This window comes from Paraglaciecola arctica, from assembly GCF_018861065.1.
GTDB lineage: Bacteria > Pseudomonadota > Gammaproteobacteria > Enterobacterales > Alteromonadaceae > Paraglaciecola > Paraglaciecola arctica_B.
Genome location: NZ_JAHKQO010000048.1, coordinates 125,972 through 141,097 on the forward strand (window position 1 = coordinate 125,972; position 15,126 = coordinate 141,097).

Here is a 15,126-nt window from a genome sequence, read left to right on the forward strand (position 1 = left end):
CAGCAAATACTTGCTGATTACACCTAGCTAGGAAACGCTAAAGAACAACGACATATCATATGATTAGGGATAATTTATGAAACAAATATATACCAACGAAAATCGCCTGTTAGCCATGAATTCCAAGAATTTATTGGAGAGTGCTGGTATCGCAGTAGAATTAAAAAATGAACACACCTCAGGAAGCGCGATCCCAGGACATCAAATTTGGCTAGAACTTTGGGTAAACGATGACGACTACAATCGAGCGATGGAATTGTTAAGTTTGTCAAACAAAGAAGAATCTACGAGTTGGGTATGCGGCAAATGTGGAGAAGACAATCCTGAATCGTTCAATGTATGTTGGAACTGTCAAGCCGAAAAACCTTAAATAGATTAATGCGAGTTCCAGCTTACATTTTCTAAATGGAGAGCATAATCTAGTCTGAAAGACGGCACTGTGCTAATACCCTAATACCCTAATACCCTACCCTAATACCCGTCATTCCAAACTTGATTGGGAATCTCTGCTTAGTGCAAGTTATGGACATTGGGAAAGTGACTCAATTGCGTCAAGCGATAAAAGTTGCGCTTTATTTGTTTTGCTTGAACCAGTATCTAGATTAACTCACAGCACAAAGCAAACATCTAGAAAAGTTATGATTACATCCAATGCTTAACCAAGAATATGCTTAGGCTTCAACACTCCAAATGAAGTCTAAACTGAATTAGGTGGCGTACTTTCAATTAGAATCTGAAATCGATGGGGTCAGAGCCGCTGATTTATCATTAAACCAACGGCCGCAATTGGCATATGGGAAACTTAACTATCGACGAAAAAGCAGCAGATAAAAGCAAAAGACTAAAGCTTCTTACCACAGAGATGTATGGACTCCCTCCCCCTAGGGGGAGGGAGTCCATACATCTCTGTGGTTCAAATTCTTTTGCAAAAAGCGCAGCGGCAATTACTCTGTCACCCAATCTAATTGTTTTTCGACGGCATTAGCCCACAGCTTTTAAAATCAAAGGGGTTAATGATTCTGGTAGTTTTATTTTGCCCGCTAAAACAAACTCATGCGCATCAACAGACATTTTTTTCCAGGTTTTACGGATGATATCTATCCATTTTTGTTCTGTGTATTCAGGATGCTTGGCAGCAAAATCAAGCATGTAACTTTCTATGAAAACCAAGCCAACCACGTCTTCCAGTAATTGGGTATCAGGGTTTGATTTAATTCCTACTTTAGCAACGGCATTTTTAGCTCGTTTGATATCTTGCTCACTAAAACCTGCTTGAACCATGATGTTGGCCACTTTATCAGCATGAAAAATATAAAGATCACTACGCCACTTATGATAGCCCTGCTTATTCATAGGGTAAGCATTACGGGGCGATTGCCAGCGCTGAATATGCTGGCCGTGAATCGCCAGTTTTATTACAAAGTCAGCATCAGGTTTGTAACGCGCCAACATGTCGGACATGCGTCGACTATATAACTGCTCCTTAGGCCAATTTTTACCTTCAGCTTGCGCAATATTAGGATCCTGACTGTTGGCGTTATCAATAAGATTAATGGCTTGTTCGTAGGCAGCTTGAGTCATCACATTCTCCGAATAAATAAAGAGGGCAAAAAATTGATATAGGTGGGTATGTTATACCAATTCCATTGAAGAAGTACCCACTCAGTATGCCTCGGCGATTTTGGGCAAGGCGTCGTTGCGCTGTTATCCTGCTCCAAGTATGAACACAGAATAGGAAATTAATCAGGCATTGCATGATTTTCATTACGACTATTCAGTTAACTCGGTTAATTATCTATTGTGAAGTGCAACTAACCTTTCAATTCAGTGATGTGCCACCCAAAAATGGTATTCAAATTTTTCTCAGTAACCTGAACTTAGTTTAAGTAGCTTCCTTAAATTTTGCACATTTCCCCTAGGCGTTCTCGATTATATTTAGCCCAATGCTGAGACGAATTTGACACTTATTGACGACTAATAACTTATTTTTCTGCTCAGGTTGTCGCTCACATTTTCTAAAAATGTAGCTAAATAATGGGGTAGCCCTTTAGAGGAAAAGTCATGTTTACTCATAAAAATTTATTAGCAGCACTATGTGGTGTGGCGATTTTGCTAGTGTTGAGTGCCTGTGGTGGTAGCTCGTCTGACACTAACAATGCCGAAACAGTCACTGGTTCTGGCACTGACAGCGGAACTGGCTCGGGCTCAACAGCTGATTGTGATACGCCAGCGACAGAATTGTCGAGTGCATTCCTTGAATTTGTCGCTGCGCCTAATGTGACAGTTGTGTTATCTGAAGATGGATGCAGTGTTGCTTTAGAGTCAGCAGGCAAACCAGACCATACCTCTTCTTATTGGGATGCTGACAATGCTAGCGGTTTATATGTTGAGCCTGAGGACGCCACTTTATTTGCTACACAAAGGTCGCCAGGAGACATTGAGGACTATACCAACGATTTTGACTTGACCGTTTCGGTTTCGCCACAGCTTGCTAGCACACCTTCGGCTACGCCTTTAGGAGCTATAGGCATAGCTTTAAGTGGAGCTCCAATTTTTAATGACTCTGAAGGTAACGGTGATGTGTCTCTTGGGGTGATTCAAGGTTTTGACCGAAATGGTGCTCATACTGGTCCTCAAACTTACCATTATCACTTAGAGCCGAAGGCGATTTCTTACGATGATGATGCATTAGTGGGAATTATGGCTGATGGCTTCTTTATTTTCGGACGCAGATGCTACGCGACTGGAGGCTATCCCACTGATCTTGATGAGTCGAATGGCCACAGTACAGTAACTTTGTATACAGGTTCTGGTGAGGAAGATGCCGAGTACCATTATCATGTCTCAACCGAGCAATATCTCAATGGCGATTATTATCTAATTTTTCCTGGAAACTTCCAAGGTACGCCGAGTGAAATTAATTAAGAGCCATTTAGGATTATTAGAGGGCTGTTGTTTATTGATCTCGCTGACTGTTATTTGTATCTCTGTTTGGATGCATTTACAGGGGCCTTTAAAGGTCGATAAATCAGAAATTTCAATCAATAAACAAGGCCAGCGGGTATACCAAAGTCAACCTTTCACTGGTGAAATGCTGAGTTACCATGCTTCTGGAGCGCTGGCTTCGGCAGATCAATTCGTAAATGGTAGACGTCAAGGGTACGCCAAAAAGTGGTTTGCCGATGGAGTCTTAGGTTACGAGTCATATTATGTTTCAGGAGTAAGAGAGGGCACTACCCGAAGTTGGTGGTTTAATGGCAATCTTCGCTCTGAAACTAATTTTGTGGAAGGAAAATCGGAAGGTATCGCCTGGCGCTGGTACAGAAGTGGTGCCAAATTTAAACGATTTAACACTGAGGCTGGTAAGCCTGTTGGGTTGCAACAGGCATGGCGCAAGAACGGGACTTTGTACAGTAATTTTCAATACAAAAATGGACGAATTTATGGACTTAGAAAAGCAAACAACTGTGTTGGACTCGAAGATGAAGTTATCTCACCTGATTATTATGCCTCGCAAGATTATTAATATATTCACTAGCCTAGTGTTGTTAATGTTGGCTGTAAACGCCTCGGCAGGGAGTTTGCCTTATTACAACAGTAAGGAATTTACGCCTCATTGGTTACAGCCAAATAGTGCGCAACTAGAAAACTTTCATCAAATACCAGCCTTTAGCTTTACTGATCAAGATGGTACCCAAATCACCGAGAAAAATTTTGAAAATAAAATCTATGTAGCGGGGTTCTTCTTTAGCACTTGCCCCGGTATTTGCCCGATGATCCGCTCTAAATTATCTAAAGTTCAAGATACCTTTATTGCGGATCCTGACGTGAAAATTCTGCAACATTCAATTCGTCCTACTACGGACACGGTTGCTACGTTAAAAGCCTACGCTGATGAGCATGGTATTAAGAGTGGAAAATGGCATGTGGTAACGGGTGAAAAAGATGCAATCTATCAACTCGCTAAAACTGCTTATTTTGCCAGTGATGACTTGGGAAATATTCAAAACACCAATGATTTTTTGCATACTGAAAGTATTTTACTGATCGATCAGAATAAGTACATTAGGGGTATATACAACGGCTTAAACAGCGCCTCTATGGCGTATTTAATATCTGACATAGAAACCTTAAAGTTAGATTCTGGCACTCAGTGAGAGTATTAATTGTCGTTTTATAGAAAAATGGTAGTTGTTGTTTTAACCACAAGTGGCAGGATTAAGGAGCAACAAAACAAAAAAAGCGCCGAAGCGCTTTTTTAATAATTCAAACATTGAGCTAGCTACCTTGCTCACGAGCAATAGCGCGATAAGCAATATCATCGCGGTAAAACATGTCTTTGCAGTGAATAGTTTTCACTAAATCGTACGCATGTTTTTGCGCTTCGGTAACGGTTTTACCTAATGCGGTTGCACATAAAACACGGCCACCATTAGTGGTGATTTTACCGTCAACGTTTTTGGTGCCAGCATGAAATACTTTACTATCAGCACCGCCAAGTTCTAAGCCTTCAATAACGTCACCTTTGTTGTAACTGCCTGGGTAGCCACCTGCAGCTAACACTACTCCTACTGCGGCTCTAGCGTCAAAGGCTGCGCGAATTTGGTCAAGTTTGCCATCTAGTGCAGCTTCAACTAGTTCTACTAAATCAGACTGTAAACGCATCATAATCGGTTGAGTTTCTGGATCGCCAAATCGGCAGTTGTATTCAATTACTTTAGGGGTGCCGTCTGGCATGATCATTAAACCGGCATATAGAAAACCTACGTAGGTATTCCCTTCGGCAGCCATACCTTCGACAGTGGGATATATGACTTCTTCCATAACTCGTGCGTGAATATCGGGTGTCACTACCGGTGCCGGTGAGTATGCTCCCATACCTCCAGTATTGGGGCCTGTATCACCATCACCCACACGTTTGTGATCTTGGCTGGTTGCAAAAGGTAAAACGTTTTTGCCATCGACCATCACAATAAAGCTAGCTTCTTCTCCGTCGAGAAATTCTTCAATTACCACCCGGCTACCTGCTTCTCCAAAAGCGTTGCCTGCTAACATGTCGCGAATAGCGTCTTCTGCTTCGGTGAGTGTCATAGCCACTATCACACCTTTGCCCGCAGCGAGGCCGTCAGCTTTGATAACTATTGGCGCGCCTTTTTCTTGCACATAGGCGATTGCCGGATCAATTTCGGTAAAGTTTTGGTAGTCAGCGGTAGGAATTTTGTGACGCTCTAAAAAGTCTTTAGTAAAGGCTTTTGAGCCTTCTAATTGAGCTGCTGCTTGTGAAGGGCCGAATATACTTAATCCTTCGGCCTGAAACGCATCTACTACGCCTAAAACCAAGGGTACTTCAGGCCCAACAATAGTCAAATCAATTCGATTTTGTTTAGCAAAATCCAACAATGCAGGTACGTCTTCGGCGCCTACATCTACATTGCTGAGTTTGTCTTCAGCTGCGGTTCCCGCATTACCAGGTGCCAAGAATACTTGAGATACCTTTTCCGACTGGGCGGTTTTCCAAGCTAATGCATGTTCGCGACCACCGCCGCCAATAATCAATACTTTCATAGGGAGTGTTGTTCTTCTTTGAGTCTTATAAATTAAGGCTTAACAAACTTAAGCGTCATTCGAGTACTTTCACCAATGGCCAAGTATTTAGCTTGGTCTTTGTCGCCTAGTGCTAAGGTTGGCGGAAGTGTCCAAACCCCTCTTTCATGGTTAGATGAATCGAGTGGATTAAGATTAATTGCACTTTCCGCAACTAGGGTTAAGCCTGCTTTTTGTGCCGCGGCTACCACTACTGATTGTTTCATATACCCGGATTTTTTTTGCATATCATCTGAAGCTGACTCGGGGAGTTTGTGATCAACTACACCTACTATGCCACCTTTTTTCAGGGCTTTTGCAAAACTTATAAAGGCTTGTTCTATGCCTTCTTGTCCTGCATCCATATACCAATTGTGCACATTGCGAAACGTTAAAACACGGTCTAAAGAACCAGCAGGGGCAAAATCTTGAGCCTTAAGGTGATGAAATGCAGTGACTTTTGTATTCGAGTAGTCTGCCTGCGTGGCTACTTTTTGTTTAAAGCCGTCTAACAGTCGTTTGTAATAACCTGGCGCACCTTCGTAAAGATAAAAATGTGCCGCATAGTATTGGCCTTTGTCTTTAAGTAACGGTGCCAATATATTACTGTACCAACCACCACCTGGCGAAATTTCTGCTACAGCCATATCAGCTTGTACATCAAAGAAGCGCAGAGTTTGTTGTGGATTACGGTATTCATCGCGAATTTTTTGCTCAACAGGACGATTTTCGCTACCTACGGCATCAATAATTGCGTCCGCAAATACAGGGGCTGAGCTAAGTAGTGATAAAGAAACTGCCACTTTCAGTACATGTTTAAACATAATATTCTCTCTTTTATTCACATTAGAATTAAATAGATTGTATCGACAAAATACTCTAGAGGTAACAAAAAACCGAGCCAAAATGTTAAGGGATATTATTGGCTCAGTTTATTGGTTCAAACGTTTAGTGTTTAAAGTGACGCATGCCAGTAAATACCATGGCAATACCATGTTCGTCTGCTGCATCTATTACTTCTTGGTCGCGCATCGAACCACCGGGTTGAATAATCGCACTGATGCCCGCTGCAGCAGCGGCGTCTATACCATCACGAAATGGGAAGAAAGCATCTGATGCCATCACCGAACCTTCAACTTGTAATCCTTCGTCAGAAGCTTTAATGCCAGCAATCTTGGCAGAGTAAACGCGGCTCATTTGCCCAGCACCTACACCTATCGTTTTACCGTCTTTGCAGTACACAATAGCGTTAGACTTAACGTATTTAGCAACTTTCCAAGTAAACATTAAATCTTTCAATTGTTGTTCACTAGGTTGTAGCTTAGTCACAACTTTTAGCTCGTCTTGTTCGACCATTCCAAAGTCACGATCTTGAACTAACAAACCGCCATTGACTCGCTTAAAATCATGACCATCAGTTAATTGTCCTTGCCAATCTCCACATGCTAACAATCGCACATTTTTCTTGGCCGCTACTACTTCTACGGCGGCTTCACTAATAGATGGAGCAATAATCACTTCCACAAATTGTCGCTCAACAATGGCTTGGGCTGTGGCCGCGTCAAGTTCGCGGTTAAAGGCAATTATGCCTCCAAAGGCTGAAGTAGGATCGGTTTGATAAGCGCGAGTGTAGGCACTTAAAATGTCATCACCCAGTGCGACACCACAAGGATTGGCATGTTTAACTATGACACAGGCCGGAACATCAAATTCTTTTACACATTCAAGTGCCGCATCTGTATCGGCGATATTGTTAAAAGATAACTCTTTACCTTGAAGTTGAGTCGCGGTTGCAACCGAAGCTTCTTGAATGTCATTTTCAACATAAAACGCCGCGCTTTGATGACTGTTTTCACCGTAACGTAAATCTTGCTTTTTAGTGAACTGCATATTGTAGGTGCGTGGAAATTGACTGTGTTGATGTCCACAGTTTGTTTCACATTCGCTCGATTCAATCATGGCACCAAAGTAGTTAGCGATCATGCCGTCGTATTCTGCTGTATGTTCAAACGCCGCAATGGCTAAGTCAAAGCGTGTCGCCTGAGTAACTGTATTGTTGTTAGCTTGCATTTCTGCAGTTACGCGAGCGTAATCTTTAGCGTTTACAACAATAGTCACATCTTTGTTATTTTTAGCTGCGGCGCGCACCATGGTAGGTCCGCCGATATCGATGTTTTCAATCGCGTCTTCTAAGCTGCATTCGTCATTGGCAACCGTTGCCGCGAATGGATACAAGTTTACTACCACTAGATCAATAGCTTGAATGTTGTTGTCAGCCATGACTTGTTCATCTTGTCCGCGACGAGCCAGAATGCCACCATGGATTTTGGGGTGCAAAGTTTTCACTCTGCCATCCATAATTTCTGGGTGACCCGTGTAATCCGATGCTTCAATTACGGTTAGGCCATTATCGCTGAGTAACTTTGCGGTGCCACCAGTTGATAATAATTCGACACCTTGGCTGGCTAAGAATTGGGCAAACTCAAGTAGCCCGGATTTATCAGATACGCTTAACAGGGCGCGACGAATAGGAGTTGCTGGAGAGTCTTGTTGCATGTTTGTTCCACTATATAGACAAAGATTTCGGCGGATTAATCGAGGTGTTTGTTGACTGTTTGGTCATGCTTGTCACAAACAAAAAGAGCACCTAAAGGTGCTCTTAAAATTAGGCAATAAAACCTTAGTTCATGCCGTATTGTTTAAGTTTTTTACGTAAAGTGCCACGGTTGATACCTAACATAGTTGAAGCTTTTGTTTGGTTACCACGTGTGAAAGTCATTATTTCTTCTAACATTGGCGCTTCTACTTCGGCCATGACTAGCTCATATAAGTTTTCGATGTTGGTATTATCAAGTTGTTTTAAATACTTGTTTACAGCTTGTTTAACAGAATCACGAAGAGGTTTTTGAGCCTGCGTTTGCGAAGGAGTGGTTACCGTAGTGGTAAATGGAGAAGTTACATTTTGTTCGAACATATACAATCGAGCTCTTTAGTTAGTCATATTAAGCAGCAGGTGAAACGTCTTCAGACACCGATGAAGGTGCTGGTTCGCCTGCCAATTTATCAAAGTACATAGTTAACGCATCAAGTTGCTGCCTTGCATCTTCAATGACGTTGAACTTTGCACGGAACAGCCTTTGCTGGTCGTGTTTGGCCAAATACCAACCCACATGTTTGCGGGCAATTCTGCATCCCATAAAATCGCCATAGAACTGGTGAACATTGGCGACGTGTTCAAGCAAAATGCTACTCACTTCGTCAATGTTAGGTGCAGGCAATATTTGACCCGTTTGCAGATAGTGCAAGATCTCACGGAATATCCAAGGGTGACCTTGAGCACCGCGACCGATCATTAGCGCATCTGCTTCGGTATATTCCAAAACGTGCTTAGCTTTTTGCGCGCTGGTTATATCACCGTTGGCAACAACAGGGATAGACACGGCTTGTTTAATTGCCTTAATGGTGTCGTATTCTGCGTTGCCTTTGTACATACAGGCTTTGGTGCGACCATGCACCGCTAATGACTGAATGCCGTTGTCTTGTGCAATTTTGGCGATTGATACACCATTGCGATTTTCAACATTCCAACCTGTGCGTATTTTTAAGGTAACAGGTACATCGACTGCCTTGACTACCGCCTGAATGATTTTCTCAACCAGTGGTGGATCTTGCAGCAATGCCGAGCCTGCTAACTTTTTATTCACTTTTTTAGCCGGGCAACCCATATTGATATCAACAATCTGTGCGCCGTTACCTACATTAAACTGTGCAGCTTGTGCCATTAATTCAGGGTCAGACCCAGCAATTTGCACAGAACGCACACCCTCTTCACCTTCATGATCCATCCGTTGTTTGGATTTTTCTGAATTCCATACCCGAGGGTTGGACGAGAGCATTTCTGATACGACCAATCCAGCCCCGAGACGTTTACATAATTGCCTGAAGGGTCGGTCGGTTACTCCCGCCATGGGAGCCAGCATCAAATTGTTTTCTAAAGTATATGGACCAATTTGCATAATATAGAATGAATATCCTCCACACTTAATTGTGCAAAAATCGACCGGACTCTAAAAAGGGGCGCAAGTTTAAGGGTTTTTTGCTGGCTTGGAAAGGCTATAAATCAAACAAATTTGTACTTTTTTTAAGCAAACCATATTGACATTACAAAAAGTCGCAGTTTGAAGCTGGTTAACCAGTTTTTGACGGAAAATGGTGGGGGCATCGTTAGTTTTTTGTAAATGGTTTAATCCAAAAACGCTAACGTTTAATATTGCCAAGTAACATGTCTTTAAACATCACCCAATCACCTAGCAAGCTGTAAAGTGGATATTTGAAAGTAGCAGGTTTGTTGTGCTCAAAAAAGAAATGACCTACCCAAGCAAAGCCATATCCTAAAACCGGCAAAAACCACAACAATACCCATTGCTGTGTCAAAACTACATAAGCGATTAAAAACAAAATTAAAGTTGAGCCAACGAAATGCATGCGTCGGCAAGTCATATTTTCATGCTCTGAGAGGTAATAAGGATAGAATTCTGCAAAACTAGTAAATGATTTTTGTTTTGTTGTGTTCATAATTAATTACCTAGTAAAATACTAACGCTAAGTTAACATGGTAAATTTGTAGCAAATGTCTATTTAGCGACAATTGAGAGTAGAGAATCCAATTAGTTGCGTATTGAATATTTTAGTTATTCAACCCGAGCTCAGGTTATTTTAGGAGTAAATGCCCCAATAGGGCTTTTCGCCAAAATAATCGGCTAAGAAATCCACTAATCCCCTGACCCTTTGAGACAAATGTCGGGTGTGTGGATAAACCGCGTAAGCATTAGTCGTTTGGTTTCTCAACTGTTCACAAAGCAATAGCTTGAGCTGACCCGCTCTTATGGCTTCGTAGCAAATAAAATCTGGGCCAAACATTAATCCCCTGCCTGCTATGGCCTCTTCACAAAGGTAGTTGCCATTGTTGGCGCTAACCACTACAGGTGATTTTACAACTACAGTTTTCCCTGAGTCTGACACTAACTGCCATGCTTCAGGCATTAGGTTGTATCGTAAGCGCACATGGCCTTGGTTTAAATCCTCAGCGGTTTTGGGCTCTCCATATTGTTTTAAATAAGCAGGACTGGCACATAAAACCGGCGAAACAGACGTGATTTTTCTGGCAATTAGAGTAGAGTCAGCCAGCGTCGAAATACGAATAGCTAAGTCGTATCCTTCTTCAATTAAGTCAACTTTACGATCATTAAAATCTACATTGAATAAAACATTAGGGTGGGCCTGATTAAACTGCCTAAATGCTGGTGCAAGGTGCTTAAGGCCAAAAGAAAAAGGCACGGATATTTTGATAGTGCCGGCAAAAGAGCAATGCTTATCTTTAATACTCGCTTCCACTTCCGCTAGGTCCTCGATAATCCTTAGGCACTGCTGATAATAACTGAGCCCCGAATCGGTTAATGTTTGTGAGCGAGTGGTGCGTGTGAGTAGGGTTACCCCTAAACGTTTTTCTAACTCTGCTAAACGCCGACTAATGGCTGACTTAACTGTATTGAGTTGTTCCGATGCTCTAGTAATACTGCCTGCTTCAACAATACGTACAAAGGTTTGCATGTCTTCCAATTGATTCATTAACTAGTTGCTCCATATTTAATTGTTCTCTTTATGTGAACAATGATTTCAATTTTAAGTTGTTTTTCTTTTTAATGGCAACTGTAAACTGACCACTAAATTACTGTTAACCGTGAATCTTTAGGAATAAAAAATGAAGCAGTCAGGTATTTTATCTATTAACTCAAGCGGCCGTTACCAAGGCTCATTAACCCGTTTGGTTTCTGAAAAACTAGTAGACGAATTGCAAAAAAAAAGTGTGGGGCTGGCTGTCACTGAGCGTGATCTAGCCGAAGGAATACCTTTTGTAAATGAGCAGTGGATTGGCGCAAATTTCACTGACTCAGAGCAAAGAGACGAGACTCAAAAAGAGGCGCTTGCTTTGTCTGATAATTTGGTGAGCGAATTACAAAATGCCGAACATATTATTATTGGCTCGCCTATTTATAACTTTAGCGTGCCTGCCGTTCTTAAAGCTTGGGTAGACATGGTAGCCCGTGCTCGTGTGACTTTTCAATACACTGAAAATGGACCAGAAGGCTTATTGAAAGATAAAAAAGCCTATTTGGTCATGGCTTCTGGTGGCGTACCTATAGGTAGTGATATGGACATAGCAAGCATTTACTTAAAACGAGTTTTAGGGTTTATGGGGATTATCGATGTCACTGTGATTGATGCCACTAAAATAGATGTAAGTGCGGATAGAGTATTGCCGGCGTAATCATGGGGAGTTTGGGACATTCTCACACTAGCCTAGATCTAAACTGTGACTATGAATAGGAGGCACAAGGTGAAAATAATTCGACAAGTACAAGTTGTATTTGCAGGACAGCCTATATCAGAAGGCGCAGGGGTGCAGTTATCTCGTGTTATAGGTACACCGCAGTTCAATATGCTTGACCCTTTTTTGTTATTTGATGCCTTTAGTTCAGATCAACCCCAAGACTATATTGCAGGATTTCCACCGCATCCTCATCGAGGATTTGAAACGGTAACTTATATGTTGGCTGGCAAGATGCGCCACCAAGACAGTGCTGGCCACGAAGGCACCATTGAAGCTGGTGGTGTGCAGTGGATGACAGCGGGTAAAGGTATCATTCACTCAGAAATGCCAGAACAACAAGATGGTTTGCTTGCTGGGTTTCAGTTGTGGGTAAATTTGCCTAAGTCACATAAAATGATAGAGCCTGCCTATCAAGAAAAAAACGGTAATGAAATAGCTGTAGAATCCAGAGATGGCCTGAAAATTAGGGTCATTGCGGGGCAAACCCAAAATGGTACTACAGGGATTATCAACAACACTTTTGTAGAGCCTATTTACTGGGATATTCAGCAACAACCAGATACGCTGTTTGTAGAAAGCATCACAGCAGGTCACAACGGATTTGTTTATGTGTATGAAGGTGAAATTAAACTTTCAGAAGGCGCTAATCAAAGAGTTTCTAAAGGACAAGTAGCAGTGTTAACCGATGGCGATTCAATTGAAATTAGAGCTTTAAATGGTGCTAAGTATCTGTTGATTGCTGGTAGACCCTTAGACGAACCTATTGCTAGAGGGGGCCCATTTGTGATGAACACCCGCGAAGAGATCAATCAAGCCATTGCGGATTATCAAATGGGCAGGTTTGGTACTCAGAACTAGTAAATATCTATCCTTGAAATTGCATTGTTTGGCCCCATTCCTTTGGCAAGCCACTAATTCAGCATAAATCAGCTTTGGATTTTAAAATGCACAATTTCATCGATATTACCCCAGAAAATTTCCAGCAAGTTATCTTGCAAGACTCACAAACTAATGTTGTGATGGTTGAGTTTTGGGCTGAAGGTTACGAACCCAGTCAACAGCTGGCGCCAGTGTTAGCCAATGTGGCTGCAAAATTTAGTGACAGCCTTATTCATGCCCGAGTGGATTGCCAAACCCAGCAAGAAATAGCTGGTCAATTTGGAGTGCAAAATCTGCCAACCGTTATTTTAGTGAAAGAAGGTCAGCCAATAGATGGCTTTGCTGGGGTACAAACCGAAGCAGAGATTATTGCTAGTTTTGAGAAGCACTTACCTAAACCTGAAGATGGTTTGTATCAACAAGGCGTAGAACTCGTCACTGCGGGTGACTACCAACAAGCGTATACCGTTCTAAAACAAGCGCACGAGTTAGACGCGCAACGTGCAGATATCAAGTTGCTTTTGGCGGATTGCCAAGTAGAGGTTGGTCAGGTCAAACAGGCTAAAGAGCTGTTAAGCACTATCGGTTTAGTTGACCAAGACGCCTTATATAAAAGTATCTTAGGTAAAATTGAATTGGCCGAACAAGCTGCCGAATCGCCTGAAATTAAAGCCTTGCAAGCTGAATTAGCGGCAAAGCCGGACGACTTAGAAATTAAAGTCAAACTAGCGGTGCAATTACACCAAGCCAATCAAACCGAAGACGCCTTAGAGTTGATTATGTCGGTGTTGTATAAAGACTTAAACTTTGGCGAAGCCAAAAAGTTAACCTTAGATATGATTAATGCCCTTCCAGATGGCGACCCACTTAAATCAACATTTAGGCGCAAAATTTACGGCTTGTTATATTAACCGTTACTTATTTTTAAAGACGCACCTTACTTAGCGAACCAACAAAAAAACCGGCAAGCGCCGGTTTTTTTGTTGGTTATAGAAAATACAGGAGAGCTAACCCTGTTCCACACGTAAATGAAAAAATAGCGATAAGTAGTTATCTCTATAATCATACATTAAATTAATAGGCAGGCTTCTATTCACTAAGGATTACAAACTGGTCACGGACTTTTTGAATGCGCTCTCGGTTTACACCAAAATCTGAATAGCCAATTCTAGATGCTGAACGAAAATGAACTGTGGTTTCGGTAGTCTTGCTATCAGGAAAATAGAACTCTACATCATCTACAAATCTAAAAATATTAGAGGTAAATTCGGCCCTTATATAGTTTGTTTCTGTAGCTGTGATGGTTGAGTTGGGCATTTCTTTAAGAACCGTTAATATGTTATTTCGAATTGTTAGTGTGGTTCCTCTAAGTTGGATGGGTGCCACATATTGTTCTTTATCTGAAGTATAACTATTCACACAATTGGGTTTGTCGGGACATGGTGTAAGCTGTCCGTTGTTAACGCCTAACTGTGGTGGCGCAGAGGCGCATCCCGTGCCCAATAATATACAGCTCAAACCCGCTAACATAGACTTTTTCATACTTTCATTCCTTAACCATTTTGTAACATCTAAGTTTGTAACTTTAATATTTAAATAAACAATAACAAGAAAACCGTCGTATTTTCGAGATAATCCCATTAAACCTATAATATTTAGCGGCATAGCCTGATGGTGATTTTTAAAAGGCGTTTTCACAGAAACTAGCGTTAGTTATTTTTGACTTAAAATAAAAATCGCTCAAGGTTGCTTATTCACTTTTTACGGGTTTAAGGAAAGAGTTATGTGCTTCTTGATTTCGACAGCATATAATTATCTACAATATATTCGTTTACAAACCACAAGGTTAAATAATGACCAAAATTAATGGAAAGGTTGAAGAGTTGCTTGCCAAACATCCACACTTATCGCAACAAGACGCAATCTAGATCGTATCGGATAAAAATGAGCGCAAAAAGCAAAAGAGAAAAGAAAAAGCCGATAGGATCAATGCCAAAGTAAGTAAAAAAAAATCCGCAGCCATAAACTTGGATGAAGCCTGATGATTAGGCTTATAGCAATTATTGGTAGGCAAGGGCTCTCGTTCCAGAGCCTCTTGTTGTAGCTAAGTATAGCGCATTAACTATATGACATTGGGGAGCATTGCTTCGAGGGATTATCTACAAATAGTTTCGATATTTATTCTTAATCATATCACCATCATTTCCATATTTTTGGCCAAGGTTGAGTAGTCAAAAGTATAAAAGAACTATTGGGTATTTAGAATTTACCCG

Annotated in this window: 16 protein-coding genes; 7 read left to right on the forward strand and 9 right to left on the reverse strand. The window is 41.5% G+C overall.

The features are described 5' to 3' along the window. Positions 1–76: 76 nt before the first annotated feature. A complete protein-coding gene (locus KO534_RS21265; protein WP_215933078.1) occupies positions 77–370 on the forward strand; it encodes a putative signal transducing protein in 294 nt (97 codons plus the stop codon). Positions 371–981: 611 nt separating this feature from the next. On the opposite strand, the gene KO534_RS21270 is transcribed toward KO534_RS21265, so the two are convergent. Continuing rightward, complete coding sequence (locus KO534_RS21270) at positions 982–1,581, reverse strand: DUF4202 domain-containing protein (protein WP_215933080.1); 600 nt, start codon at positions 1,579–1,581, stop codon at positions 982–984. Positions 1,582–2,061: 480 nt separating this feature from the next. Between KO534_RS21270 and KO534_RS21275 the strand changes: the two genes are divergently transcribed. From KO534_RS21275 to KO534_RS21285, 3 genes are read left to right on the forward strand one after another with little or no spacing between them, the layout of a single operon-like run. After that, complete coding sequence (locus KO534_RS21275; RefSeq protein WP_215933082.1) at positions 2,062–2,925, forward strand: YHYH protein; 864 nt, start codon at positions 2,062–2,064, stop codon at positions 2,923–2,925. Further along, positions 2,912–3,526 carry a toxin-antitoxin system YwqK family antitoxin gene (locus tag KO534_RS21280; protein ID WP_215933084.1) on the forward strand — a complete coding sequence of 205 codons (615 nt, stop codon included), beginning with the start codon at positions 2,912–2,914 and terminating at the stop codon, positions 3,524–3,526. Before KO534_RS21275 ends, KO534_RS21280 begins: the two co-directional genes overlap by 14 nt. After that, positions 3,483–4,157: an SCO family protein gene (locus KO534_RS21285; protein WP_252732337.1), complete on the forward strand. Its 675-nt coding sequence runs from the start codon at positions 3,483–3,485 to the stop codon at positions 4,155–4,157. The genes KO534_RS21280 and KO534_RS21285 overlap by 44 nt, the downstream gene beginning before the upstream one ends. 121 nt (positions 4,158–4,278) lie before the next feature. On the opposite strand, the gene purD is transcribed toward KO534_RS21285, so the two are convergent. From purD to KO534_RS21320, 7 genes are all read right to left on the reverse strand, one after another. Beyond that, positions 4,279–5,565 (reverse strand): phosphoribosylamine--glycine ligase, encoded by a 1,287-nt coding sequence (gene purD / locus KO534_RS21290; protein ID WP_215933086.1) that lies wholly within the window; start codon positions 5,563–5,565, stop codon positions 4,279–4,281. Positions 5,566–5,597: 32 nt separating this feature from the next. Beyond that, positions 5,598–6,407, reverse strand: a complete 810-nt coding sequence (locus tag KO534_RS21295; protein WP_215933088.1) for a class I SAM-dependent methyltransferase — start codon at positions 6,405–6,407, stop codon at positions 5,598–5,600. A 124-nt stretch (positions 6,408–6,531) separates the two neighbouring features. Further along, positions 6,532–8,139 (reverse strand): bifunctional phosphoribosylaminoimidazolecarboxamide formyltransferase/IMP cyclohydrolase, encoded by a 1,608-nt coding sequence (gene purH, locus KO534_RS21300; RefSeq protein WP_215933090.1) that lies wholly within the window; start codon positions 8,137–8,139, stop codon positions 6,532–6,534. A 124-nt stretch (positions 8,140–8,263) separates the two neighbouring features. Next, a complete protein-coding gene (fis, locus tag KO534_RS21305) occupies positions 8,264–8,557 on the reverse strand; it encodes a DNA-binding transcriptional regulator Fis (RefSeq protein ID WP_007619851.1) in 294 nt (97 codons plus the stop codon). Between the two features lie 28 nt (positions 8,558–8,585). Beyond that, complete coding sequence (dusB, locus tag KO534_RS21310) at positions 8,586–9,599, reverse strand: tRNA dihydrouridine synthase DusB (protein WP_215933092.1); 1,014 nt, start codon at positions 9,597–9,599, stop codon at positions 8,586–8,588. Positions 9,600–9,840: 241 nt separating this feature from the next. Continuing rightward, positions 9,841–10,158: a DUF962 domain-containing protein gene (locus tag KO534_RS21315; RefSeq protein ID WP_215933094.1), complete on the reverse strand. Its 318-nt coding sequence runs from the start codon at positions 10,156–10,158 to the stop codon at positions 9,841–9,843. Between the two features lie 141 nt (positions 10,159–10,299). After that, positions 10,300–11,211 (reverse strand): LysR family transcriptional regulator, encoded by a 912-nt coding sequence (locus KO534_RS21320; RefSeq protein WP_215933096.1) that lies wholly within the window; start codon positions 11,209–11,211, stop codon positions 10,300–10,302. Positions 11,212–11,344: 133 nt separating this feature from the next. On the opposite strand from KO534_RS21320, the gene KO534_RS21325 reads away from it, so the two are divergent. The 3 genes from KO534_RS21325 (at position 11,345) to KO534_RS21335 (ending at position 13,764) form a co-directional block, all read left to right on the forward strand. Beyond that, a complete protein-coding gene (locus KO534_RS21325) occupies positions 11,345–11,911 on the forward strand; it encodes an FMN-dependent NADH-azoreductase (protein WP_215933098.1) in 567 nt (188 codons plus the stop codon). 69 nt (positions 11,912–11,980) lie between these two features. Then, positions 11,981–12,832 (forward strand): pirin family protein, encoded by an 852-nt coding sequence (locus KO534_RS21330; protein WP_354667970.1) that lies wholly within the window; start codon positions 11,981–11,983, stop codon positions 12,830–12,832. 86 nt (positions 12,833–12,918) lie between these two features. Next, a complete protein-coding gene (locus KO534_RS21335) occupies positions 12,919–13,764 on the forward strand; it encodes a tetratricopeptide repeat protein (protein ID WP_215933102.1) in 846 nt (281 codons plus the stop codon). A gap of 178 nt (positions 13,765–13,942) precedes the next feature. Here the strand turns inward: KO534_RS21335 and KO534_RS21340 are convergent, their stop codons facing one another. Continuing rightward, complete coding sequence (locus KO534_RS21340) at positions 13,943–14,395, reverse strand: DUF1499 domain-containing protein (RefSeq protein ID WP_252732338.1); 453 nt, start codon at positions 14,393–14,395, stop codon at positions 13,943–13,945. Between the last annotated feature and the right edge of the window lie 731 nt (positions 14,396–15,126).

Coding starts and splice junctions, on each gene's coding strand:
- KO534_RS21265 (WP_215933078.1), top strand. CDS start 77: ATGAAACAAATATATACCAACGAAAATCGCCTGTTAGCCATGAATTCC.
- KO534_RS21270 (WP_215933080.1), bottom strand. CDS start 1,581: ATGACTCAAGCTGCCTACGAACAAGCCATTAATCTTATTGATAACGCC.
- KO534_RS21275 (WP_215933082.1), top strand. CDS start 2,062: ATGTTTACTCATAAAAATTTATTAGCAGCACTATGTGGTGTGGCGATT.
- KO534_RS21285 (WP_252732337.1), top strand. CDS start 3,483: ATGAAGTTATCTCACCTGATTATTATGCCTCGCAAGATTATTAATATA.
- purD (WP_215933086.1), bottom strand. CDS start 5,565: ATGAAAGTATTGATTATTGGCGGCGGTGGTCGCGAACATGCATTAGCT.
- KO534_RS21295 (WP_215933088.1), bottom strand. CDS start 6,407: ATGTTTAAACATGTACTGAAAGTGGCAGTTTCTTTATCACTACTTAGC.
- purH (WP_215933090.1), bottom strand. CDS start 8,139: ATGCAACAAGACTCTCCAGCAACTCCTATTCGTCGCGCCCTGTTAAGC.
- fis (WP_007619851.1), bottom strand. CDS start 8,557: ATGTTCGAACAAAATGTAACTTCTCCATTTACCACTACGGTAACCACT.
- dusB (WP_215933092.1), bottom strand. CDS start 9,599: ATGCAAATTGGTCCATATACTTTAGAAAACAATTTGATGCTGGCTCCC.
- KO534_RS21315 (WP_215933094.1), bottom strand. CDS start 10,158: ATGAACACAACAAAACAAAAATCATTTACTAGTTTTGCAGAATTCTAT.
- KO534_RS21320 (WP_215933096.1), bottom strand. CDS start 11,211: ATGAATCAATTGGAAGACATGCAAACCTTTGTACGTATTGTTGAAGCA.
- KO534_RS21325 (WP_215933098.1), top strand. CDS start 11,345: ATGAAGCAGTCAGGTATTTTATCTATTAACTCAAGCGGCCGTTACCAA.
- KO534_RS21335 (WP_215933102.1), top strand. CDS start 12,919: ATGCACAATTTCATCGATATTACCCCAGAAAATTTCCAGCAAGTTATC.
- KO534_RS21340 (WP_252732338.1), bottom strand. CDS start 14,395: ATGAAAAAGTCTATGTTAGCGGGTTTGAGCTGTATATTATTGGGCACG.